Here is a 20,233-nt window from a genome sequence, read left to right on the forward strand (position 1 = left end):
ACGGGCAGAGGGCGTCAGAAGCCGCGCGTCCGTTTGGCCGCGCGGCGGTTCGCCCCGCCGACCGCCCCCGGCACCCGCATGAACAGCCGCGAGATCTCGCTCCCCAGGTTCACCCCGATCGCGATCGCCAGCGCAGTTGCCACCGCGGTCGACAGGGAGGCGAGCCCGCGGTCCAGCTCGTTCTGCGCGACACCGAGCAGACCGAAGTACGTGGCCGAACCCGGCAGCAGCGGACCGATCGCCGCCGTGATGAACGGCAGCGACGAGGTGTAGCGGTACCGCGAGAGCAGCTGCCCGAACAGCCCCACCAGGCCCGCCGCCACCGCCGTGGCCGCCACCGGCGAGATGCCGGCGGTACGAGCCATCGCCCCGTAGATCACCCAGGCCACACCGCCGTTGAGGGTCACCGCAAGCACCGTGGACCGATCCTGCTGAAGCAGGATCGCGAAGGCGAAACAGAGTGCCATCGACGCGAGGATCTGCACCACCGGCCGGTCGTGGGACACGAACCGCGCCTCCGGATTGAGCTGGGCGCCCAGCTGCAGCCCCAGATACAGGACCAGCAGCACGCCGGTGACGATGGCGATGAAGAAGTACATGACCTCGAGGAGCCGGGCCGCCGCGGTGATGTAGTAGCCGGTCAGACCGTCCTGGACGCCCGCCACCAGCGCCCGCCCGGGCAGCAGCGCGAACAGTCCACCGGTGATGACGGCGGACGGCCGGATGTCCGTGGAGTGGGTCAGGGTCAGCGCGACTCCTATGGCGGCCGGGGGCATCGCCGCCACGACGAACTGGTAGAACTCCGGCATTCCGCGCCCCGCGAAGAGCCAGGCGAGCCGGTCGCCGAGCATCGCGCCCACCGCCGCCACCACGAAGACCAGGGCGTTGCCGCCGACCAGCACCGACGCCGCACCGGCCAGCCCGCCGCCGGCCAGCGTCAGCACCCAGCCGGGGTACGGATGCCGGTTGCGCCGGATCTCGGCGAGCCGCCGGTACGCCTCCTCCAGGGAGACCTCGACGTCCTCGGTGGTGATGTCGTCGACGAGCCGGAAGACGGCCGCCAGCCGGGTGTAGTCGGTGCCGCGGCGGCGTACGGTGCGGCTCGCCGTCACCGGATCGTCGACCAGCGAGGGCTGGTGCGAGATCGACAGCAGAGTGAAGGTGACCGTCGGCTCGCAGCGGTCGAGACCGTAACTGCGGGTCACCGCGAACATCGCGGCCTCGACGTCCTCCGCGCCCTCGCCGCCCGCGAGCAGCAACTCCCCGATACGCAAGGTCAGGTCGAGCACGCGCGGCACCGCGGGGCCCGCTTCGTCCGGCTTCTGCACCGGCTCGGGCGCCGGCCGCTCGGCGACCGGCATCCGGAGCATCGTGCGCATCCGGTCCTGCCAAGGGGCCTCCTTGGTCAGCCGGACCATCGGAATGCCGTGAGCCGGGGTGAAGGCGGGCGGCGACTCCTTGGCGCTGTACGTGCGCGGCGGGACGAACGCGGAACCGATCGTGTCCGAACCGGAACCCTGTCCGGGGCCCGAAGCGGAACCTGAACCCGGACCGGATCCGGACTCATGTGGTTCCGTCGTCAGACCGGCCGGGAGGGCGAACTCCGATGTGGGGTGGTCGTCCTCGGACGGCGCTGCGGGGCGCCCCACCCCGGCCGGCGGGACGAAGGCGCTGCGCGCCTCGTCGGACTGGGGCTTCTGATCCTCGGGACCGCCCGGTTCCGCCACCACTGGACCTCGCTCCTTCTTGGCTGCGCGTCTTGGGTTGCGCTCCTGCCCAGTATGGGCACGGTCATGGGGGCGCATGCGAAACGGGCGGCACACCGGTGAGAGGTGTGCCGCCCGTTCCTTGCGCCGAACTCCTTACGGAACCGCAGCGGGAACCGTAAGCGGAACCGTGGTCACGCCTGCGCGGCGATCACGGACACCGCAGGTGTCAGTGCTTGCCGCCCTGGGCCTCAAGGCGCTTGTAGGAGGCCTCGATCTCGGCCTCCGCCTCGGCGCGGCCGACCCAGTCGGCGCCCTCGACGGACTTGCCCGGCTCCAGGTCCTTGTAGACCTCGAAGAAGTGCTGGATCTCCAGGCGGTCGAACTCCGACACGTGGTGGATGTCGCGCAGGTGCTCCACCCGGGGGTCGGAGGCCGGGACGCACAGCAGCTTGTCGTCGCCGCCGGCCTCGTCCGTCATGCGGAACATGCCGATGGCGCGGCACTTGATGAGGCAGCCGGGGAAGGTCGGCTCGTCCAGGATGACCAGCGCGTCCAGCGGGTCGCCGTCCTCGCCGAGGGTGTTCTCGACGAAACCGTAGTCCGCCGGGTAGCTGGTCGAGGTGAAGAGTCGACGGTCCAGACGGATCCGACCGGTCTCGTGGTCCACCTCGTACTTGTTCCGCGAACCCTTCGGGATCTCGATGGTGACGTCGAACTCCACGGGTGGCTCCTCCATGATCAACACATGCGACTGGTGATTAAGTGTCCCCCACGGAGATGTGTGCTCGCGAAAGGGGCTGGTCAACGGTGGCCGAGCCGGTGAAAAGACCGTCGATCAATCCGTTGAAAGCGTTCCGCGGACCGACCGGAGCGGGCCGCCCGAACAAGTTGAACGGACTGAGCAACTGGCAGTTCACGGCAGGCTCCGCCGTCCTCGGCCTGGCGCTCGCAGCCGGCGCCGTCCTCGCCGCCGGTCCCTGGGACTCGGGTCAGCGTAAGGCCGAGCGGGAGTGGGCAGCCGCCCGGAGCCGTACAGGTGGCGCACATCACGAGGCCGCCGCACCGTCCGGACCGGCCCCGGCTCCCAGTGCCGCGGCGGTTCTCGCGGGTCTGAGCACCGGGGTCAACAAGTCCGCCCCGGACGCCCCGGACACCCCGGACGGCGCAACGGCCGGTCTCCGGGACACCCTCACCCCGTTGCTGAACGCCTATGCGCTCGGCACGGTCCGTACCGCCGTCGTCATCGACACCGCCACCGGCAAGCGGCTGTACGGGAAGGGCGCCGACACGGCCATGACGCCCGCCTCCACCATCAAGATCGCCACCACTGTCGCCGCGCTCCACGCCCTCGGCCCCGGACACCGCATCGCCACGACGGTCCAGGCGTCCCCGGACTCCCGCAGCCTCACCCTCGTCGGCGGCGGCGATCCCACGCTCGACAAGGCGGCGCTGCGCGAGCTGGCGGCCGACACCGTGCACGCGCTGCGCGACCGCGGTATCGACTCCGTCCGGCTCGCGTACGACACGTCCCGGTACTCCGGACCCGCACTGCACCCGATCGGCCCCAACGAGAACATCGCCCCGGTCAGCGCCCTGATGGTGGACGAGGGGCGGCTCGACGGTACGGACAGCGGACCGGCCCCGCGCAGTGGCGACCCGGCCGGTGACGCCGCCCGCGCCTTCGCCGGACTGCTGAACGACGCGGGCGTCGACACCGGGTCCGGTCCGGTGTCCGGCCGCCCCGCCGCCAAGTCCCGGCCCGTCGCCAAGCACCTCTCCGCCCCGCTGTCCGCCCTCGTCGAACGCGCCCTGACCAACAGCGACAACGACATCGCCGAGGCGCTGGCCCGGCAGACCGCCCTGGCCGCGGGCGAACCGGCCGACTTCGACGGCGGCCGACGGGCCGTCACCGCTCAGCTGAAGAAGCTGCATCTGCCGCTGTCCGGCGCGAAGTTCGCCGACGGAAGCGGGCTGAACCGGCAGGACAAGGTCACCGCAGGGCTGCTGGCAGGGCTGCTGGCCCGCGCCGCCGACCCGGACCACCCCGAACTGCGCCCCGTCCTCACCGGCCTCCCGGTGGCCGGCTTCAGCGGCACCCTCAGCAAGCGGTACACCGCGACATCGCGCGGCACCGGCCTGATCCGCGCCAAGACGGGCACGCTCACCGGGGTGAACACCCTGGCCGGAACGGTCGTCGACGGGCAGGGGCGGCTGCTCGCCTTTGCCTTCCTGGCATCCGGCACGACCTCGCCGTCCGAGGCCCAGTCCTCCCTCGACGCCCTCGCGACGAGCCTCGCCGCCCGCACCCCGTGAGCCGGTCAACAGCTCACCGCGGAGCGACCCGAGCACGTACGGTTGACGCATGACGAGCATCGGTGGTGCCGAGATGGTCGACTGGAATCTGGCGGTCGCGACCGCGACCCGGCTTGTACGGCCGGGCCCCGAGATCAGCCGCGAGGAGGCCCGCGAAGTCGTCGCGGAGCTCCGCCGGCATGCCAAGTCCGCGGAGGAGCACGTCCGCTCCTTCACCCGGATGATCCCCGAGGGGACCGAACCGGAGGACACCCCGGTCCTGGTCGTCGACCGGGCCGGCTGGATCAGGGCGAACGTCGCGGGCTTCCGCGAACTGCTCCGCCCCCTCCTGGAGAAGATGCAGGACCGGCGCGGCAACAGCCCGGGCGGCGCCGTGCTCGGCGCGGTCGGCGGCAAGGTCACCGGCGTCGAGCTGGGCATGCTGCTGTCGTTCCTGGCTTCCCGGGTGCTCGGCCAGTACGAGACGTTCGCCCCGGCCGTCCGCGGCCTCCCGTCCTCGGCCAACGGTGGCGGCAGGCTGCTGCTCGTCGCCCCGAACATCGTCCACGTCGAGCGTGAACTGGAGGTCGACCCGCACGACTTCCGGCTCTGGGTCGCACTCCACGAGGAGACCCACCGCACCCAGTTCACCGGTGTGCCGTGGCTCCGCGACCACCTGCAGGGTGAGATCCAGTCCTTCCTCGACGAGACCGACGTCGACCCGATGACCGTGCTGGAACGGCTCCGCGAGGCCGCCCAGTCGCTCGCCGGCGGCCGGCCAGAGGGCGAGGAGGGCGAGGACGGCGGCCGCGGCCTCGTCGAGATCGTCCAGACCCCCGCCCAGCGCGAGATCCTCGGCCGGCTCACCGCCGTGATGTCCCTGCTCGAAGGGCACGCCGACTATGTGATGGACGGCGTCGGCCCCGAGGTCGTGTCCTCCGTCGGAGAGATCCGGGAGAAGTTCCAGCAGCGCCGGGCGCGCGGCGCCTCCCGCCTGGACCAGGCGCTGCGCAAGCTCCTTGGCCTCGACGCCAAACTGCGCCAGTACCGGGACGGCGAACGGTTCGTACGCGCCGTGGTCGACGAGGTCGGCATGGACGGCTTCAACCGGGTCTGGACGTCCCCGAACACCCTCCCCACCAAGGCCGAGATCTCCACTCCGGCCGACTGGATCGCGAGGGTGCACCGTAAGGCAGAGTCGTGATCATGAGGCGGCCGACGGAGGAAGACAGCGGAAGTACGCGTCGGTAATCACCCATCCGAGGGACCGTAGGGGCATGGAAAGGCGTGCAATGCTCGATGGGCGGCCCGGCTCTGTCACCATCGACGCACTCTGAGTGACGGCACGCTTCCGTGCCGATGCTCCGAAGCACCCCCCAAAACTTCACGAAGGGCACCGGACATGGGTCCCCATCCTGCGGTCGCGGCGATACGCCTGGCGGTCCGCCGCGTACTCCACGACGTACTCAACGAATTCGCCGAACGCACCGATCACAACGAACACACCGCACATACCGAGCGCGCCGCGCGCCCCGAGCTCGCCGAAGCCGGCTCGGGCAGGCGTTGCGCCGCACTTCCCGACCGCCCCGCGCTTCTCGAACGACCCGGCACCCCGCTGGTGCTGGTCGCCTGCTCCGGCGGCGCCGACTCCATGGCGCTCGCCTCCGCCCTCGCCTTCGAGGCCCGCAAGCTGGCCGTCCGGGCCGGCGGCATCACCGTCGACCACAACCTCCAGGACGGGTCCGACGTCCGCGCCGCCGAGGTCGTCGCCCGGCTCAGGGCCATGCACCTCGACCCGGTCGAGGCCGTCGCCGTGCATGTCGGCCGCGACGGCGGACCCGAGGCCGCCGCCCGCGACGCCCGTTACGCCGCCCTGGATGCGGCGGCCGAGCGGCACGGCGCCGCCGCCGTCCTGCTCGGCCACACCCGCGACGACCAGGCGGAGACGGTCCTGCTCGGCCTTGCCCGCGGCTCCGGTATCCGCTCGCTCTCCGGCATGGCCGCCGCGTCCGGCCGCTACCGCCGCCCCTTCCTCCAGCTCGACCGGCAGACCGCCCGCAAGGCCTGCCTCGTCCAGTCCCTGCCCGTCTGGGACGACCCGCACAACGTCGACCCCGCCTACACCCGCTCCCGGCTGCGCCACGAGGGCCTGCCCGCCCTGGAGAAGGCCCTCGGCAAAGGCGTCGTCGGGGCCCTGGCCCGTACCGCGCAGCTCTCCCGCGACGACGCGGACGCCCTGGACACCTGGGCCGCCGAGGCCGACTCCGCCGTACGCGACGACGCCGGACAGCTGGAGTGCGCCAAGCTGTACGCGCTGCCGCCCGCCGTCCGCCGCCGGGTGCTGCGCCGTGCGGCCGTGGAGGCGGGCGCTCCGGCCGGTTCGCTGTTCGCCCGGCACATCGAAGAAGTCGACCGGCTGATCACCGGCTGGCGAGGCCAGCAGGCCATCAACCTCCCCGGCCGGGTCGAAGCCCGGCGCCAGGGTGGCAGACTGGTGATTCGGCAGAGCTGACGCACAAGCGGCTGACATGCAGGCAAGCGGCCGCGCAGGCCCGGGGCACCTCCCCGGACCGGGCAGGCAGAGAAAGAGACGCGGGTGAACGAGAAGGACATGGGCACCGACCTTCAGGCGGTGCTCCTCACCAAGGAAGAGATCGACGCGAAGCTCGTCGAGCTGGCCGCGAAGATCGACGCGGAGTACGCGGGCAAGGACCTGCTCATCGTCGGCGTCCTCAAGGGCGCAGTGATGGTGATGGCGGACCTGGCGCGCGCGCTGTCCACCCCCGTCACCATGGACTGGATGGCCGTCTCGTCGTACGGCGCGGGCACTCAGTCCTCCGGTGTCGTCCGGATCCTCAAGGACCTGGACACCGACATCAAGGGCAAGCACGTTCTCATCGTCGAGGACATCATCGACTCGGGCCTGACGCTGTCCTGGCTGATGTCGAACCTGGGCTCGCGCGAGCCTGCCAGCCTGGAGATCTGCACCCTGCTGCGCAAGCCGGACGCGGCGAAGGTCGCGCTCGACTGCAAATGGGTCGGCTTCGACATCCCCAACGAGTTCGTCGTCGGTTACGGCCTGGACTACGCGGAGAAGTACCGCAACCTGCCGTTCGTCGGGACGCTCGCCCCGCACGTCTACGGAGGCTGACCGGCGCAGCCCCTCCCTCCCGGGTCCGCACCCGACGTGGGCGGGCTGCCGGGGAACCCTTTACGGCCGCTCGGCGTTGAAGCCTTCGAAGGCGCGTTTGACAGACGTCCCCGGCGGTCACGGGTGACAATGCTGGGGTACCGTCCGAAGAACAGTCTTTTCTCACAGCAGCATTCAGCAGCATTTACCTACGGGCAGGAGGGACGGGGCGACTTCGCTCCGTATGGATGGACGTGAAGCGATACTTCCGTGGGCCGGTCATGTGGATCGTGCTGGCCGTCCTCGCCGTGGTCGTGTTGATGCAGGTCGTCGGCTCGTCGGGCGGCTACAAGACGGTGGACACCGGCAAGGTGATCCAGGCGATCAGCAAGGACCAGGTGGAGCAGGCCAAGCTGACCACCGGTGACGAACAAATCCTCAAGATTGAGCTGAAGGACGGCCAGAAACTCTCGGGCGAGTCCGGCAGCAAGTTCCAGGCGAGCTACATCGGTGACCAGGGTGTCCAGCTTGCCGACACGCTGCAGAAGAAGTTCGAGAGCGGCGACATCGAGAAGGGTTACACCGTCTCGCCGTCGAAGCAGTCGCCGTTCATCTCGATCCTTCTCTCACTGCTGCCCTTCGTCCTGATCGTGGTCGTCTTCCTGTTCCTGATGAATCAGATGCAGGGTGGCGGCTCCAAGGTCATGCAGTTCGGCAAGTCCAAGGCCAAGTTGATCACCAAGGACACCCCGAAGACGACGTTCGCCGATGTGGCGGGGTCCGACGAAGCAGTCGAGGAACTCTACGAGATCAAGGAGTTCCTCCAGGAGCCGGCGAAGTTCCAGGCCGTCGGCGCCAAGATCCCCAAGGGCGTCCTGCTGTACGGGCCTCCCGGTACGGGCAAGACGCTGCTCGCACGCGCCGTCGCCGGCGAGGCGGGCGTCCCGTTCTACTCGATCTCCGGTTCCGACTTCGTCGAGATGTTCGTCGGTGTCGGTGCCTCCCGGGTCCGTGACCTGTTCGAGCAGGCCAAGGCGAACGCCCCGGCGATCGTCTTCGTCGACGAGATCGACGCCGTCGGCCGGCACCGCGGTGCGGGTCTCGGCGGTGGTCACGACGAGCGCGAGCAGACCCTGAACCAGCTGCTCGTCGAGATGGACGGCTTCGACGTGAAGGGCGGCGTCATTCTGATCGCCGCCACGAACCGGCCGGACATCCTCGACCCGGCGCTGCTGCGTCCGGGCCGCTTCGACCGGCAGATCGCGGTCGACCGGCCGGACATGCAGGGCCGTCTCGAGATCCTCAAGGTGCACCAGAAGGGCAAGCCGGTCGCCCCGGACGTCGATCTCGGCGCCGTGGCCCGTCGTACGCCCGGTTTCACCGGTGCCGACCTGTCGAACGTGCTGAACGAAGCGGCGCTCCTCACGGCGCGCAGCAACCTGAAGCTGATCGACAACGAGATGCTGGACGAGGCGATCGACCGCGTCGTGGCCGGGCCGCAGAAGCGGACCCGGATCATGTCCGACAAGGAGAAGAAGATCACCGCGTACCACGAGGGCGGACACGCCCTGGTCGCGGCGGCCTCGCCGAACTCGGACCCGGTGCACAAGATCACGATCCTCTCCCGCGGCCGCGCCCTCGGTTACACGATGGTGCTGCCCGAGGAGGACAAGTACTCCACGACGCGCAACGAGATGCTCGACCAGCTGGCCTACATGCTGGGCGGGCGCGCGGCCGAGGAGCTGGTCTTCCACGACCCGACCACCGGCGCTGCGAACGACATCGAGAAGGCCAGTGCCACGGCCCGCGCGATGGTCACGCAGTACGGCATGACGGAGCGGCTCGGCGCGATCAAGTTCGGTGGCGACAACACCGAGCCCTTCCTGGGCCGGGAGATGGGCCACCAGCGCGACTACTCGGAAGAGGTCGCGGCGCTCGTCGACGAAGAGGTCAAGAAGCTCATCGAGACCGCGCACAACGAGGCCTGGGAGATCCTCGTCGAGAACCGCGACGTTCTCGACAACCTGGTCCTCCAGCTGCTGGAGAAGGAGACCCTCGGCAAGGAGCAGATCGCCGAGATCTTCGCCGGAATCGTGAAGCGTCCGGCCCGCCCGGCGTGGACCGGCTCCGCACGGCGTACGCCGTCGACGCGGCCTCCGGTGCTCTCGCCGAAGGAGCTCGCCCTCACCAACGGTGTCACCACGGCCAATGGCTCGACGCCTACGGACACCGCCCCGGCCGCCCCGGCCACCGAGGCGATCCCGGAGGAGCGTCCGGAGAGCTAGGACGGAACCGGTGTGGCCCCCGTCACGGGGGTCCACCGACCCGGAATGGATGCCGTGCCCCCCAGGTTTTAGCCTGTGGGGGCGCGGCTTTTTGGTATGTCTGCGCGATGTCCGCGCAGGTGACAGCTGAAGGAACGAGGCACAGATGACCGACCCGGTGACGCTGGACGGCCAGGGTTCGATCGGTGAGTTCGACGAGAAGCGGGCACAGGCCGCGGTGCGCGAGCTCCTCATCGCCGTCGGGGAGGACCCGGACCGGGAGGGGCTGCGGGAGACGCCGGGACGGGTTGCGCGGGCGTACCAGGAGATATTCGCGGGCCTGCACCAGCAGCCGGAGGACGTCCTGACGACCACGTTCGACCTCGGTCACGACGAGATGGTGCTGGTCAAGGACATCGAGGTGTTCTCGACCTGTGAGCACCACCTGGTGCCGTTCCGGGGGGTTGCACACGTCGGGTACATCCCGGCGACCACCGGAAAGATCACCGGTCTGTCGAAGCTGGCCCGGCTGGTCGACGTCTACGCCCGGCGCCCGCAGGTCCAGGAGCGGCTCACCACGCAGATCGCCGACTCGCTGATGAGGATCCTGGAGCCGCGCGGAGCCATTGTCGTCGTCGAGTGCGAGCACATGTGCATGTCGATGCGCGGGATCCGTAAGCCGGGGGCGAAGACGTTGACGTCGGCGGTGCGCGGCCAGCTCCGTGACCCCGCGACGCGCGCCGAGGCGATGAGTCTGATCATGGCGCGCTGAGGGCCGGTGGCGGTGCTGCCGGGGCCCGGGGCGGTGCTGATGTGCCGGACGGGTGCGGCGCGTCAGGCGGAAGCAGCGCTCTTGTCGTCGTCCTTGTCGTCCGGGAGCTTGCAGACGCGCTCCAGGAACAGGGCGGCGGCGACCACCCCGATGCCGGCCAGCACTGCGAAGCCGGCGTAGATCGCCTGGTCGCGGCGGGCCGGGACGTCGAGCGAGCCGAGCAGGAAGACTCCCGCACCGCCGTACATGCCGGCGACCAGCGAGACGACCAGGGCACTGGCCTGGCCGAACACCACGGCGCGGGCCGCCATCAGCGGCTCGACGCCCTTCGCGCCCGGGCTGCGCTCGCGCTGGGCGCGCAGCCGGGAGCGGATGGAGAGCGCCGTCGCGAGCAGGATGACGGCGATCACCGCGAGCACGATGGGTGCGGCGAGGGGCACGCTCGGCAGGGTGTCGAGCGAGTCCCAGAGGCGGGCGCCGCCCCAGGACAGCACGCCTGCTGCGACGAAGATTCCGGCCAGTACCCCGAGCCGTAGTTGCCTCACCGCGAGAGCCGCCCTTCGCCGCCGGCCGATCCGACCGTCGGTCTGTGTGTCCGTCTGTCTCTTCTGTGCCGTTGTCGGCCTGCTCTGAGCCTAACGACTACTCGGGCAGGCGGAGTTCCAGATCGGCCCGGGGCCGTATGCCGTCGCGTCCGACGCCGCTGAGCAGGTCGGCGACCGGGCCGCGGCCGGGCAGCTGGGCCTCGGGGTCGATGTCGTGCCACGGGGCGAGGACGAAGGCGCGCTCATGGGCCCGGGGGTGGGGGAGAGTGAGGACCGGGTCGTCGGACACGACGTCCGCGTACGCCACGATGTCGACGTCGATGGTGCGCGGGCCCCAGCGCTCCTCACGGACCCGCTCGAAGGCCTCTTCGATGGCCTGGCCGCGCTCCAGGAGAGAGGACGGGGGAAGCGTCGTCTTCACGACGATCACCGCGTTGAAGTACGACGGCTGGGAGCCGGGGGCGACGCCCCAGGGCTCCGTCTCGTACACCGGGGAGACCGCCTTGACCCGGAGGCCGGGGGTGTCCTCCAGCGCGTCGATGGCACCCTGCAGGGTCTCCAGCCGGTTGCCGAGGTTCGAGCCGAGGGAGAGCACGGCTCGTTTGGGGTTCGAGAGAGTGATGTCCGCGGCGTCCACCTGCTCGACCACGGAGGCGGGAACCGGCTGTACGGTCGGGTCGCTCTGCCCCTCGGTAGAAAATGCAGTCATGCTCGGCTCCGGGTGATGGTGATGGTCACATCGTCGAACGGAACGGTGATCGGCGCATCCGGCTTGTGGACGACGACCTCCACTTCCTCGACGCCTTCGTGCCCCAGGCACTTCTGGGCGATGCGCTCCGCGAGTGTTTCGATCAGATCGACCGGGTCTCCCTGCACGATTTCGACGACTTCCTCCGCGACCACGCCGTAGTGCACGGTCTTCGTCAGGTCGTCGGAGGCTGCCGCGGGGCGGGTGTCGAGGCTGAGAACCAGGTCCACGATGAAGGTCTGGCCCTCTTCCCGCTCCCGGGGAAAGACGCCATGGTTCCCACGGGCCTTGAGGCCGCGCAGCGCGACACGATCCACGCGAATCACTCCTGCTGTCGTTGGTCGTAGAGGCACGGGGCCGCGTGCGGGCGGCGAGGTGCCCTCTTCCGAATCTACCTGCGAGCACCGACAGTGCTCGCCCGCGGGGCTATGGACAGGATCGTGCTGGGCTGGTAGCCGCCTCCCCTACCCGCGGTTCCGGATTCCATTCCCTTCGGAGACATACCCGCTCAGGAGGGCGTGTCCTCGTCCTCGTCGTCATCGGAGTCGGCCAGCACCGGCGATCCGTGATGGGACCAGAGCTTCCAGCCGTCCGCGGTGCGGCGGAACACATTGGTGGCGACGACGAGTTGGCCGACCAGCGGCCCGAGCTCGCCGCCGTCCTCCGCCGGGCCTCCGCTGAGGATGTTCTCGGTGCAGGTCACCAGGGCGGTGTCACCGATCATCGAGACCCCGACATCGGTCAGGAAAAACTGGATGTACTCGGTGTTTGCCATGATCAGCGCATAGCTGCGCAGCACTTCGCCGCGGCCGCTGAGCACCGGCCAGCCGGGATGGACGCAGGAGACGGTGAGGTCCTCTCCGGGCAGCCAGAGCCCGGAGAGCTCGTCGAGATCGCCGCGTTCCATCGCCTCGTAGAAGGCGGTGTTGGCCTGTTCGACCGCCGCGATGTCGGCGGCGGCCTCCGCCTGGTCGTCGTGGCGCTCGCTCACGCGGCTCCCTCGACGGCGCGGGCGACCCGTACGGCGTCGGCGGTGGCCCGGACCTCGTGGACCCTGACCGCCCAGGCACCCGCCTGGGCGGACAGGGCGGAGATCGCGGCGGTGGCCGCATCGCGTTCGCGGGCGGGCGGCGGGGCGGCGCCCTCACGGGCCAGTACATGGCCGAGGAACCGCTTGCGGGAGGCGGCGACCAGCAGCGGACGGCCGAGGGCGCGCAGCTTGTCGAGGTGGGCGACGAGGGTGAGGTCGTGGGCGGCGTCCTTGGCGAAGCCGAGGCCGGGGTCGACCACGATCCGTTCGGGGTCGACACCGCCTGCGACCACGGCGTCCATCCGCATCCGGAGCTCCGCGACGACCTCGGCGACGACGTCCTCGTACACCGCGCGGCTGTTCATCGACTCGCTGAAGCCGCGCCAGTGCATGACGACGAACGGTGTGCCGGACGCGGCGACGACCGGGATCATGTCCGGGTCGGCGAGCCCGCCGCTCACATCGTTGACCAGGGTCGCGCCGGCGGCGACGGCCTGGTCGGCGACGCGGGCCCGCATGGTGTCCACGGAGATCGTGACGCCTTCCCGGGCCAGCCCCCGGACGACCGGCAGCACACGCCGCAGCTCCTCGGACTCGTCCACCCGGCTGGCGCCGGGGCGGGTCGACTCGCCGCCGACATCGATCAGGTCGGCTCCCTCGGCGACCAGGTCGAGGCCGTGCTTGATCGCAGCCGTGGTGTCGAACCAGCGGCCCCCGTCGGAGAAGGAGTCGGGGGTCACATTGACGACGCCCATGACCGCGCAGCGGTCCCACTCCGGCAGGCCTTGGATCGTGCCTCGTCCACGCAACGTACTCATGCGACCAGCCTAGGCCCCGTACCGAGCAGTGTTACGCCGTGCGGGCACCGTGCTCCTGGCCGGCAACCCGTGCGTGGGCGCAGGGGAGGGGCCGGGCGGACGGGAAGCGGCGGGCGAACGGACGGGGCAGGCCGACGTTGACGAAGCCCTCGGCCTGCATGGCGGCGAACGAGATCCGGGGGAGGTCGCGGCCGGTGCGGTAGACGACGAAGCGGGGTTCCCAGCGGGGCCGGAACTTGGCGTTGAACTTGTACAGCGACTCGATCTGGAACCAGCGCGACAGGAAGAGCAGCAGGCCGCGCCAGCACCGGAGCACCGGGCCCGCGCCCAGTCGCTCGCCACGGGCGAGCGCCGAGCGGAACATCGCGAAGTTCAGCGAGACGCGCTCTATGCCGAGCCGGGGCGCGTCCTGGAGGGAGGCGACGATCAGCAGCTCGTTCATGCCGGGGTCGGCGGAGCGGTCGCGGCGCATGAGCTCCAGGGACATACCGTCCGTACCCCATGGGACGAAGTGGATCACGGCCTTCAGGTCGCCGTACGGGGAGTCGGCGGTGCGCTCGTCGGACTTGTGGGCGGTGGCGATGATGCAGTCGCCGTCGGCCGGGTCGCCGATCCGGCCGAGCGCCATGGAGAAGCCGCGCTCGGTGTCGGTGCCGCGCCAGTCGGCGGCGGCCCGCCGGATGCGGGCCAGCTCGGTCTCGCCGATGTCGCGGACGCGACGGACGCGGGTCTCGTATCCACCCCGCTCAATGCGCTTCACCATCTGGCGCACGTTGCGCATCGTGCGCCCGGCGAGCGAGAAATCCGCGACATCCACCACCGCCTCGTCGCCGAGCTCCAGCGCGTCGAGCCCGGTCTCGCGGGTCCAGACCTCGCCGCCGGTCTCGCTGCAGCCCATCACCGCGGGTGTCCAGGAGTGCGCCTTGGCTTCGTCCATGAACCGTTCGATGGCGCCCGGCCAGGCCTCCACGTCACCGATCGGGTCGCCGCTGGCCAGCATCACGCCGGACACGACGCGGTAGCAGACGGCGGCCTTGCCGCTGGGGGAGAAGACGACGCCCTTGTCGCGGCGGAGTGCGAAGTGGCCGAGCGAATCGCGGCCGCCGTGCTTGGCGAGGAGGGCGCGCAGCCGGACCTCGTCCTCCTCGGTGAGGCGGGCGGCCGGATGTTCGGGGCGGAACGCGAGGTAGATGGTGGTGACGGCGGTCAGCAGACCGAGCGCGCCGAGCGAGCACGCCACGGTCCAGGAGGTCACTCCGGCGTACTCGACGGGGCCCTCGAAGCCGAACATTCCGTACAGGACGTGCTGGAGCCGGTCGGCGATGGAGGGGTTCCCGACGACCCGGCCGGGGTGGACGGAGACGATGACCAGCCCCAGACCGAGCGAACCCGCCCCGAGGAGAACGAAGTTGGCCAGTGCCCTCCAACGGCTCCGCGGATCGGGGAGCGCGGTGAATTCACTTCGGTGGCGGACCAGCAGACAGCACAGCGTCAGCGAGACGAGGGCGCCGATGACCGAGTGGCGGTAGACGAACTGCGCCGCCGCACCGGCCGGCAGCAGGACCACGGCGGCGCGCCAGGCCCGCCGTTTGTGCCGCTTGAGGCCGTGGGCGAGGAGCAGCAGCAGGACCCCCGCGCTCAGCGACAGCGCGGCGGCGAAGGGGCCGAGGGCTCCGGGGAGCACTTCGGCAAGGGTGTGCATCCGGCTGTGCCTGAAGCGCGGGAACACGCCTGCGGCGACATCGATGAGACCGACGAACGTGCAGGCGGTGCCGACGAGCGCCGGAACGGCCTCCGGGCGCGGTCCGCGTACGAGCTTGCGTGCAGCACGCGGAACCGAACCCGATTTATCCCCATCTAGCGTGACAGACATCGCTTCCCGTGGTTCCGCGAGAGATTCTTGAGTCCGTCGGCCGAAGCGCCCCGGACGATGTGCGACCTCTAGGACGAGGCTTCCGGGCAGCGGGTTCACCCGCATCCCGGAAATTTCCTGACAAGAAAGCTCACCCACTATGGGGCTCACCAGCAAGGCAGTTCTGGCCCTGACCATGGGGCTGGCTGTCGTTCTGTTCGCCGCCACGGTCTGTCTCTGGCCGCGGCTCGCCCGCCGCAGCGTGTCCGCGGTGTTCGGCCGGGTCGGCCTGTTGCTGGCCACCCAGGTGATGCTCTTCGCCTCGGTTGGACTGCTGGCAAACAACTCGTTTCAGTTCTACGGCTCCTGGGCCGACTTTTTCGGCCGGCAGCAGGAACTGGGCGTGGTGGCGGACCGTGCCACCGGGGCGTTGACATCGAAGAACATTGTCCGGGTCGGGATGGAACGGCCCGATGTCCCGGGCGAATCGCGGCCCACGGCGGTCGGCCGGATCGACAAGGTCGTCATTGCGGGACGGCTGTCGGGGATCCGGAGCCCGGCGTATGTGTATCTGCCGCCGGAGTACTTCCAGTCCGAGTACGCCCGCCGGAAGTTCCCCGCGGTCGTCGTCCTCACCGGCTACCCGGGCACCGCGGAGAACCTCCTGAAGGGTCTTCAGTACCCGCGGACAGCGCTCGATCGGGTGAGAGCCGGCCGGGCGCAGCCGGTAGTTCTGGTGATGCTGAGGCCAACGGTCGCGCCGCCGAGAGACACCGAGTGCGTGAACATAAAGGGTGGTCCCCAGACCGAGACGTTCTTTGCGAAGGACCTGCCGCAGGCGGTCTCGGACGCGTACCGGATCGGGAAGCGGGCGCGGAACTGGGGCATCATCGGCAACTCGACCGGTGGCTACTGCGCGCTGAAGATCGGCCTGCACCACCCGGGCAGGTTTGCGGCCAGTGCCGGTCTGTCCGCGTACTACAGGGCGGCCGAGGACCCGACGACCGGCGATCTCTTCCATGGGAACCGGCGGGCCCGCGCGCATGCCGATCTGCTGTGGTGCCTGGACCATCTGCCGCAGCCCGACGCGTCCTTCCTGGTGACCACGTCGCGGCAGGGCGAAGGGAACTACCGGAGTACGCGGTACTTCATGGCGAAGGTGAAGGCGCCCGCACAGGTGTCGTCGATCGTGCTGGACAGCGGCGGGCACAACTTCAACACGTGGCGGCGGGAGATCCCTTCGGCGCTGGAGTGGATGAGCAGCCGGCTGAGTGAGGGCTGAGCACTCGTCGCCGACTCGGTACGTGCCGGTCTCAGCGAAAGGCGGTCCTGGCAATGGCCGCCACGGTCTCCACAACCACCTCGGCGCGCGGCAGGTCCTGGGCGTCCGCGTCGATCGAACGGCGCAGCGCTTCATGGAGGCGGGCCGGGGTGAGTACCCCGAGGAACCGGCCGGTGCTCTCCTTGTCGATGACCGCTATCCAGCCCGCGTCGTGCTGGAGCATGGTGGCGAACGCCTGCTTGAGCGGGGCACCGACGGGGAGCCAGGCCTCCATGCGGCGCGCGTGTTCACGGACCGTGCTCCCGGCCTCGGTGGAGGCGGCGCCTGCCGGGATCCAGCCGTGCAGATGGTCGTCGCGGTCCAGGACGACGGCCCAGCGCGCCCCTTCGGCGCGCAGCCGCTCGGTCGCCCGGGAGAGCGGATCGTCCAGATGCACGACGGGAGGCTGGTCGAGATCGCTCTCCTCGATGGGGGTGACGGAGAGCCGCTTGAGACCGCGGTCCGCGCCGACGAAGTCCGCGACGTACGGGGTGGCGGGTGCGCCGAGTACGGTCGCCGGGGAGTCGAACTGCTCGATGGAGCCCTGCCCGTAGACGGCGATACGGTCACCGAGCCGGACGGCTTCCTCGATGTCGTGGGTGACGAAGAGCACGGTTTTGCGGACCTGCGCCTGGAGCCTGAGAAATTCGTTCTGCAGGCGTTCACGGACGACCGGGTCGACCGCGCCGAACGGTTCGTCCATCAGCAGTACCGGCGGATCCGCGGCCAGCGCCCTCGCCACTCCGACGCGTTGGCGCTGACCGCCGGAGAGCTGGTCCGGATATCGGTCGCCATAAACGGACGGATCGAGCCCCACGAGGTCGAGGAGTTCGGCGGCGCGCTCCCGACCCTTTCCCCGTTTCCAGCCCAGGAGATGGGGAACGGTCGCCGTGTTTTCCAGCACCGTCTTGTGCGGGAAGAGACCGACCTGCTGGATCACATAGCCGATACGGCGGCGCAGCCGGACGGGGTCGATGGCGGATATGTCGTCCCCGTCGAGGAATATCCGGCCCTCGGTCGGTTCGATCAGCCGGTTCACCATCTTCATGGTGGTGGTCTTGCCGCAGCCCGACGGCCCCACGAGCGTGACCAGTTCACCCTCGGCCACGTCGAAGGAGAGATCGTCGACGGCGGTCGTGCCGTCCGCGTACCGCTTGGTGACGTGCTCGAATCGGATCATGGTTCCCCATTGTGGCGCGTGTTCTGTGAAGGACATGTTGCTGGAATACAACGGCTGCCGCGATTGTCAGTGGTCGGGGATAGGGTCGCCAGGCATCGGGCCGACACGGTAAACGGGAGGTGGGGGGACGGATGGCCGGACAGAACTGCCTGGAGGCGAACGACTGGATCTGTGGGGAGTATCTCCGTTCCCGCAGCCAGGAGTTGACCGATGCGACCGTCCAGCACATCTGGATCACCGCGGTCTCGGTGGTGATCGGGCTTCTGGTGGCATTTCCGCTGGCGCTGCTCGCGCGTCGCAGCCGGCGGCTGGCGGGACCGGTGCTCGGACTGACGACGGTGCTCTACACCGTGCCTTCGCTGGCGATGTTCTCGCTGCTGCTGCCGTTGTTCGGGCTTTCCGCCGCGCTGGTCGTCACCGGCCTCGTGCTGTATTCGCTGACCATTCTCGTACGGAACATCCTGGCCGGGCTCGAAGCGGTGCCGCAGGAGGCGAAGGACGCCGCGAAGGGCATGGGGTACGGGGCGGCGAGGCTCCTGTGGGAGGTTGAACTCCCGCTGGCACTGCCCGCGTTGATGGCCGGGGTCCGGATCGCCACGGTCTCCACGATCGCGCTGACGACCGTCGGCTCGATCGTCGGCAGAGGCGGCCTCGGCAACCTCATCGAGGATGCCCTGCCGAGCTTCTTCAAGGCGCAGGTGCTGACCGCGTCGGTGCTCTGCGTGCTGCTCGCGGTAGTCGCCGACCTGCTGCTGCTCGGGGTGCAGCGGCTGCTGACGCCCTGGACCCGGATACCGAGGGCCCGCGACGCCGTGGGCACGGGCGCTACGGCGAAGGCGGTCTGACCATGGGAGTTCTCGGGGAGGCCTGGACCTGGCTGACCACCGGCGCCAACTGGTCGGGGGAGAGCGGGGCGGGCCACCGGCTCGGCGAGCATCTGTACGTCAGCGGGGTGTCGCTCGCGCTGGCCTGCGTGATCGCGCTGCCGTTGGCCCTGTATCTGGGGCACCTCGGGAAGGGGGGTGCGCTGGCCGTCAACATTTCCAATGTGGGGCGCGCGATCCCGGTCTTCGCGGTGCTGGCCCTGTTCATGGTGTCGCCGCTGCGCAACACCGGATATGTGCCGACGGTCATCGCGCTGGTGCTGTTCGCCGTGCCGCCGCTGCTGACCAACGCTTATGTCGGTATGACCGAGGTGGACCGGTCGGTGGCGGAGGCGGCGCGGGGCATGGGGATGTCCGGCGGTCAGCTCTTCGTACGGGTCGAGCTCCCTCTGGCCTATCCGATGATCATGACCGGTCTGCGCTCGGCGGCCGTCCAGGTCGTCGCCACGGCCACGATCGCCGCGATGGTCGGCCAGGGCGGTCTCGGCCGGATCATCACCGCCGGATTCAACACGTACAACACAGCGCAGGTGGTCGCGGGCGCGCTGCTCGTCGCCGTGCTCGCCCTGCTTGTCGAGGCAGTGCTGGTGGGGCTGGACCGCGCTCTGTCGCCGCTCCGCCGCCGGCGGACCGCCTGACCCACTGATCCCATTCATGTGCCCAACACACCTCGCAAACAGCCCTGTTGCTGTGGACGGAGAACAGACATGAGCAAGACCTCGCGCATAGCGGGCGCGGTCATCGGCATGGTCGCGCTGGCGGGCTCGCTCGCAGCCTGCGGCGGCGACAGCCTGGAGAAGGACAAGGGTGGTTCCGCCGCGTCCGGTGATTCCGGGAAGAAGGGCTCGCTCGTCGTCGGCGCCGCCGCCTTCACCGAGTCCAAGGTGCTCGCCGAGCTGTACGCGCAGATTCTCGGCGACGCCGGATACAGCACCTCGATCACCACGGTGAAGAACCGGGAACTGTACGAGCCGTCCCTCGAGAAGGGCGAGATCGACGTCGTACCGGAATATGCCGCGACGATCGCCGAATTCCTCAACGCCAAGGTGAACGGGGCGAAGGCGGCCGGGGAGAAGCCCGTTGCCTCGGGTGATGCGGCGGCCACCGTCGCCGCGCTGGAGAAGCTCGCCACTCCGCGCGGACTGAAGGTGCTTCCGGCCGGTGACGCCGTCGACCAGAACGCCTTCGCGGTGACCAAGGAATTCGCCGACAAGAACAAGCTGAAGACGCTTTCGGACCTCGGCGCCTCCAAGCTGAAGGTGAAGATCGCGGCGGGTGACGAGTGCGAGGTGCGGCCCTTCTGCGCGCCGGGGCTGAAGAAGACGTACGGCATTGATGTCACCGGTATCGACCCCAAGGGAGTCGGCACCCCGCAGTCCAAGCAGGCGGTGAAGGACGGCAAGGACCAGCTGGTCCTCACCACCACCACGGACGCCGTGCTGGACAGCTACGACCTGGTGTTCCTGGACGACGACAAGAAGCTCCAGAACGCGGACAACGTCCTTCCGGTTCTCAATGCCAAGGACGCCGGCGCACCGGAGATTGCCGATGCACTCGGCAAGCTCACCAAGGTGCTCACCACGGAGGACCTCGCGGAACTGAACCGCAAGGTCGACGCCGAGCGTGCCAAGCCCGCCGATGTGGCCAAGGACTATCTGCAGTCGAAAGGCCTGATCAAGAAGTAGCAG

General features: G+C 69.6%; 19 protein-coding genes. 10 read left to right on the top strand and 9 right to left on the bottom strand.

The window, feature by feature from the left end; genetic code table 11:
- Nucleotides 1-14: 14 nt before the first annotated feature.
- Both ABZV38_RS19925 and ABZV38_RS19930 read right to left on the bottom strand, forming a co-directional pair.
- Nucleotides 15-1,730 (bottom strand): threonine/serine exporter family protein, encoded by a 1,716-nt coding sequence (locus ABZV38_RS19925; protein WP_356328688.1) that lies wholly within the window; start codon nucleotides 1,728-1,730, stop codon nucleotides 15-17.
- A 205-nt stretch (nucleotides 1,731-1,935) separates the two neighbouring features.
- Nucleotides 1,936-2,430, bottom strand: coding sequence for an inorganic diphosphatase (locus ABZV38_RS19930; RefSeq protein ID WP_037691000.1), 495 nt, complete (start codon nucleotides 2,428-2,430; stop codon nucleotides 1,936-1,938).
- A 56-nt stretch (nucleotides 2,431-2,486) separates the two neighbouring features.
- Between ABZV38_RS19930 and dacB the strand changes: the two genes are divergently transcribed.
- The 6 genes from dacB (at nucleotide 2,487) to folE (ending at nucleotide 10,167) form a co-directional block, all read left to right on the top strand.
- The gene (gene dacB / locus ABZV38_RS19935; RefSeq protein WP_356328690.1) at nucleotides 2,487-4,022 is read left to right on the top strand and encodes a D-alanyl-D-alanine carboxypeptidase/D-alanyl-D-alanine-endopeptidase; all 1,536 of its coding nucleotides are present in this window, start codon (nucleotides 2,487-2,489) and stop codon (nucleotides 4,020-4,022) included.
- Nucleotides 4,023-4,071: 49 nt separating this feature from the next.
- Nucleotides 4,072-5,205 (top strand): zinc-dependent metalloprotease, encoded by a 1,134-nt coding sequence (locus tag ABZV38_RS19940; protein ID WP_356328692.1) that lies wholly within the window; start codon nucleotides 4,072-4,074, stop codon nucleotides 5,203-5,205.
- 198 nt (nucleotides 5,206-5,403) lie between these two features.
- Complete coding sequence (gene tilS / locus ABZV38_RS19945) at nucleotides 5,404-6,513, top strand: tRNA lysidine(34) synthetase TilS (protein WP_356328693.1); 1,110 nt, start codon at nucleotides 5,404-5,406, stop codon at nucleotides 6,511-6,513.
- A 99-nt stretch (nucleotides 6,514-6,612) separates the two neighbouring features.
- Entirely contained in the window at nucleotides 6,613-7,152 is a 540-nt protein-coding gene (hpt, locus tag ABZV38_RS19950) for a hypoxanthine phosphoribosyltransferase (protein WP_030972308.1), read from the top strand.
- Nucleotides 7,153-7,379: 227 nt separating this feature from the next.
- Nucleotides 7,380-9,416 (top strand): ATP-dependent zinc metalloprotease FtsH, encoded by a 2,037-nt coding sequence (ftsH, locus tag ABZV38_RS19955; protein ID WP_356328695.1) that lies wholly within the window; start codon nucleotides 7,380-7,382, stop codon nucleotides 9,414-9,416.
- Between the two features lie 145 nt (nucleotides 9,417-9,561).
- A complete protein-coding gene (gene folE, locus ABZV38_RS19960) occupies nucleotides 9,562-10,167 on the top strand; it encodes a GTP cyclohydrolase I FolE (RefSeq protein ID WP_356328698.1) in 606 nt (201 codons plus the stop codon).
- A gap of 62 nt (nucleotides 10,168-10,229) precedes the next feature.
- Here folE and ABZV38_RS19965 read toward each other — a convergent pair whose 3' ends face one another.
- From ABZV38_RS19965 to ABZV38_RS19990, 6 genes are all read right to left on the bottom strand, one after another.
- Nucleotides 10,230-10,712, bottom strand: a complete 483-nt coding sequence (locus ABZV38_RS19965; protein ID WP_356328699.1) for a DUF3180 domain-containing protein — start codon at nucleotides 10,710-10,712, stop codon at nucleotides 10,230-10,232.
- A gap of 97 nt (nucleotides 10,713-10,809) precedes the next feature.
- The gene (folK, locus tag ABZV38_RS19970; protein WP_356328700.1) at nucleotides 10,810-11,421 is read right to left on the bottom strand and encodes a 2-amino-4-hydroxy-6-hydroxymethyldihydropteridine diphosphokinase; all 612 of its coding nucleotides are present in this window, start codon (nucleotides 11,419-11,421) and stop codon (nucleotides 10,810-10,812) included.
- Entirely contained in the window at nucleotides 11,418-11,777 is a 360-nt protein-coding gene (folB, locus tag ABZV38_RS19975) for a dihydroneopterin aldolase (protein WP_356328702.1), read from the bottom strand. Before folB ends, folK begins: the two co-directional genes overlap by 4 nt.
- A gap of 191 nt (nucleotides 11,778-11,968) precedes the next feature.
- Nucleotides 11,969-12,451, bottom strand: coding sequence for a nuclear transport factor 2 family protein (locus ABZV38_RS19980; RefSeq protein ID WP_356328704.1), 483 nt, complete (start codon nucleotides 12,449-12,451; stop codon nucleotides 11,969-11,971).
- Complete coding sequence (folP, locus tag ABZV38_RS19985) at nucleotides 12,448-13,245, bottom strand: dihydropteroate synthase (protein ID WP_356328787.1); 798 nt, start codon at nucleotides 13,243-13,245, stop codon at nucleotides 12,448-12,450. Before folP ends, ABZV38_RS19980 begins: the two co-directional genes overlap by 4 nt.
- Nucleotides 13,246-13,339: 94 nt before the next feature.
- Nucleotides 13,340-15,181 (bottom strand): phosphatidylglycerol lysyltransferase domain-containing protein, encoded by a 1,842-nt coding sequence (locus ABZV38_RS19990; protein ID WP_356328706.1) that lies wholly within the window; start codon nucleotides 15,179-15,181, stop codon nucleotides 13,340-13,342.
- 139 nt (nucleotides 15,182-15,320) lie between these two features.
- Between ABZV38_RS19990 and ABZV38_RS19995 the strand changes: the two genes are divergently transcribed.
- A complete protein-coding gene (locus ABZV38_RS19995; RefSeq protein WP_356328708.1) occupies nucleotides 15,321-16,442 on the top strand; it encodes an alpha/beta hydrolase-fold protein in 1,122 nt (373 codons plus the stop codon).
- Nucleotides 16,443-16,473: 31 nt separating this feature from the next.
- Here ABZV38_RS19995 and ABZV38_RS20000 read toward each other — a convergent pair whose 3' ends face one another.
- Nucleotides 16,474-17,661 carry a betaine/proline/choline family ABC transporter ATP-binding protein gene (locus ABZV38_RS20000; protein WP_356328710.1) on the bottom strand — a complete coding sequence of 396 codons (1,188 nt, stop codon included), beginning with the start codon at nucleotides 17,659-17,661 and terminating at the stop codon, nucleotides 16,474-16,476.
- Between the two features lie 131 nt (nucleotides 17,662-17,792).
- Here ABZV38_RS20000 and ABZV38_RS20005 point away from each other — a divergent pair, with 131 nt between their 5' ends.
- The 3 genes from ABZV38_RS20005 to ABZV38_RS20015 all read left to right on the top strand — a co-directional run bounded on the left by ABZV38_RS20005 (nucleotide 17,793) and on the right by ABZV38_RS20015 (nucleotide 20,230).
- Nucleotides 17,793-18,506: an ABC transporter permease gene (locus ABZV38_RS20005; RefSeq protein ID WP_356328712.1), complete on the top strand. Its 714-nt coding sequence runs from the start codon at nucleotides 17,793-17,795 to the stop codon at nucleotides 18,504-18,506.
- A gap of 2 nt (nucleotides 18,507-18,508) precedes the next feature.
- Nucleotides 18,509-19,183 (top strand): ABC transporter permease, encoded by a 675-nt coding sequence (locus ABZV38_RS20010; protein WP_356328714.1) that lies wholly within the window; start codon nucleotides 18,509-18,511, stop codon nucleotides 19,181-19,183.
- 69 nt (nucleotides 19,184-19,252) lie between these two features.
- Nucleotides 19,253-20,230, top strand: a complete 978-nt coding sequence (locus ABZV38_RS20015) for an ABC transporter substrate-binding protein (RefSeq protein ID WP_356328716.1) — start codon at nucleotides 19,253-19,255, stop codon at nucleotides 20,228-20,230.
- Nucleotides 20,231-20,233: the final 3 nt, after the last annotated feature.

The sequence above is a fragment of the Streptomyces sp. NPDC005181 genome (assembly GCF_040608395.1).
Taxonomy (GTDB): domain Bacteria; phylum Actinomycetota; class Actinomycetes; order Streptomycetales; family Streptomycetaceae; genus Streptomyces.